This is a genomic window from Blautia sp. CAG:237 (assembly GCF_000436615.1).
Taxonomy (GTDB): Bacteria; Bacillota; Clostridia; order Lachnospirales; family Lachnospiraceae; genus Blautia_A; species Blautia_A intestinihominis.
In genome coordinates, this window is the sequence record NZ_FR886693.1 from 1 (window position 1) to 2,748 (window position 2,748).

A 2,748-nucleotide genomic window follows, 5' to 3' on the forward strand; every position below is an offset into this window, starting at 1 on the left:
CGGACTGATATGAAATTATCAGCCCGGGCGGTCTTTTTTACAGATATTTAAAAATGGACATTGCTGAAAGACCAGTTACTGAACGGTCCGAATACTTTCTTTTTACCGACGATCTTGTATGCCCGGATTCTCATTCCGATTTTATCTAAGCTGGAGAAGCTTTCACCGAATTTAGTCTGTCTTGTGAATTTGGAATAAGTATGAGAACTTCCGAATTCCCTTCCCCAGATCTGAACCTGATATCCATAGGCTCCTTTTACTTTCTTCCAGGTTGTTCCGTAAGTTACGCCATTTGCACCATTGGCACTGAGATTTTTCCAGAAACGGACACCGGTCTGAACCGGAGTTCCAAGACCATTATTGCTGACGGCTTTTCGGACTCCCTGAAGCCGGTTGCTGGCACTGCTGTAAACCCGTTTTTTTCCATACTGACGGAAAGCTCTTACGAGATAGGTGTATCTGCTTCCTGTTTTGGCCTTGCGGTCAATGTAGGAGACGGTTTTGTTTCCCTTTACCCCACCGATACATTTGTCATTCCGGTAGATCACATATCCGGAAGCGTTTGAGACTTTGCTCCAGGTGAGCTGTATGCCGCTGCTGGCAGACTTTGCACTCTTTAATCTGGGTGCGGATACTCTGACCGCCGCCTGCGAAGTAACCGGAAACCCGATGACCATCATACAGACTGCAATAAGAACTGCGAATAGTTTTTTGAAATTTTTCTTTTTCATGCGCGTTTCTCCTTGGTTTTTGATAAGTTTATTGTAGCGTGTCTGTGGGGAGGATACAATAGAAAAAAGAATAAAAATTTCTCACCCTGTATTGTCAGCATGGGTACAGTAATATACTGCAACAGGTTGTGCAAAGCATTAAGAAACATGATCAGTGGTAGAAGGGGAAGTGTAAGTAGTAATATGAGAAAATATTATTTGTGCTCTTTAATCTTATATGCCTCTTGAAACCACTCAAAGACATCATTTTCTTCTCCAATATTTTTCTGGAAATTAAAATCAGTTAACATTTTTTGTATTTGAGTATCTTTCAGAACTATTTCTAACATATCACGAACCTCTGTGACTGCTCCGTAATGCATTTTATTATGACAATTGGAGCACAAAAATAACCCATTAGTCGAATTATCAATAATTTCCTGCAATTTCGGAAAATCTTTTGCCTTGGCCTGAGGGATAAAATGATGATATTCAAAATAATCTAATCCGTTTCTGCCGATAAATGTCTTATGATCATTTTTAGTTCCGTATTTTCCACAAAAGAAACATTTTTTGTTAAAATGATTTATTAATGATTCAAAATCATATTTTCTTATAGTAGTGGGTTTAAAACATCTTTCTAATCTCTTGATAATATCTTCACTGAGGTTTTGTTTTATGTTTTTATCAGGCCAGTTTACTCCGTGTGGGATTATAAATTTACTGCTGTTAGTTTTCAAATCTGTACGACTCAAAAAGAAATTATTTTCCAATTGTTCTTTAGGCAGAGTTGTAAGGCATTCAATAGAAAAGGCATATATTAGATTAGTTTCATTTAAGTCAAAGTAGACTTTATTTTTTTCCATTGGACAAGGTTCATCTTTGACTACACCACGTAGCATTATTCGACTTAGCTTATTTCTGCTTTCTGAAGGAAGATTGGTTACATAAAAATATATAACGTCTCCCTTTTTTAGTGAATTGACCATGCTAGAATCTGGGGGGGATTGCCAATCGCCATTTTTTAATTTTCTAGGTGTTCCCGGCACCTGCCACATTATTTTTTTACTTTCGTCCCATTCTTTTTGCAGTTGCTCATAATTGCAAGTGCTAAAATCCATAGGGATAAGCCAATAGTTATTCGTCTTTAAATTGTTCATATCCAAACCTCCAATACATGTATATGATAAATAAGATTATACATTATATCAGCAAAATTGTATAGATTCTTCGCATGTATCTGCAGAAAACGAATTTAAAAGTAGAGAAAAATTTTTTTTAAAGTAACGAAAAAAATTTTAGAATACTCTTGACTTTTTTTACCCTGTGTGTACCACAAATTTACCCTGGGCATAAAAAGTTTCCCCCCCGTTAAAAAAATTTTACCCTGGGCGAATTTTTTTTAGCCTACTGTGGCATTAAATTTAGGTGGGTGCTATCATGTACGACACAAGGAGGAAATAACAAATTATTTCAAAAAACGGGAGGAGAAAAACTTATGGAAGAAAATTACTCAGTAGCAGACGAATATAACAATCGTGAAGATATTTTTGAGGATATTCCGGAAGACCAGGTGGAGGAAACGGAAAGGGAAATAAGGAATCTGAGAAAATGGTTTGATATTTTTGAGAAAGAATATTGTGATGATGAAGGTCTTCCGGATGACGATGAAGAAGATGCCTGGGAAGAAGAAAGTCTTCAGGACGATGATATGGAGTTATACGCTGTACCTGAAAAAACCTGTGAAAGTGGAGAGCTTCGTGGAGAGAAACCAGAAAGCGACTGGAATGAAATCGAGATGGATATTCAGAAGGAGTCACCAGGTGAGGAAGAGGAACCTCTTCATGAAGAAGAGGTTGATTTGGATGATCCGGAATTATTTGCGTTTCTGTACAACTATTATATGGAACATGAACGTTCTAAAACGTTAGCGAAGGCTGATTGGTAAATTGCAGGCAGTACCAATAAGTACTGCCTGGTGACAGGAGCTTCTTGTATAATTCAAATATAGGGAATTCCGAGAAAGAAGGTTGAGAAA

The 2,748-nt window shown here is 37.3% G+C and carries 3 protein-coding genes; 1 reads left to right on the forward strand and 2 read right to left on the reverse strand.

Features of this window, described 5'->3' with window-relative positions; translation table 11 throughout:
• Positions 1–47: 47 nt before the first annotated feature.
• Both QZL69_RS02880 and QZL69_RS02885 read right to left on the reverse strand, forming a co-directional pair.
• Positions 48–731 carry a hypothetical protein gene (locus tag QZL69_RS02880; protein ID WP_022213720.1) on the reverse strand — a complete coding sequence of 228 codons (684 nt, stop codon included), beginning with the start codon at positions 729–731 and terminating at the stop codon, positions 48–50.
• Positions 732–925: 194 nt separating this feature from the next.
• Positions 926–1,870, reverse strand: coding sequence for a hypothetical protein (locus QZL69_RS02885; RefSeq protein ID WP_022213721.1), 945 nt, complete (start codon positions 1,868–1,870; stop codon positions 926–928).
• 338 nt (positions 1,871–2,208) lie between these two features.
• Between QZL69_RS02885 and QZL69_RS02890 the strand changes: the two genes are divergently transcribed.
• Positions 2,209–2,658 (forward strand): hypothetical protein, encoded by a 450-nt coding sequence (locus QZL69_RS02890; protein ID WP_022213722.1) that lies wholly within the window; start codon positions 2,209–2,211, stop codon positions 2,656–2,658.
• Positions 2,659–2,748 lie beyond the last annotated feature (90 nt).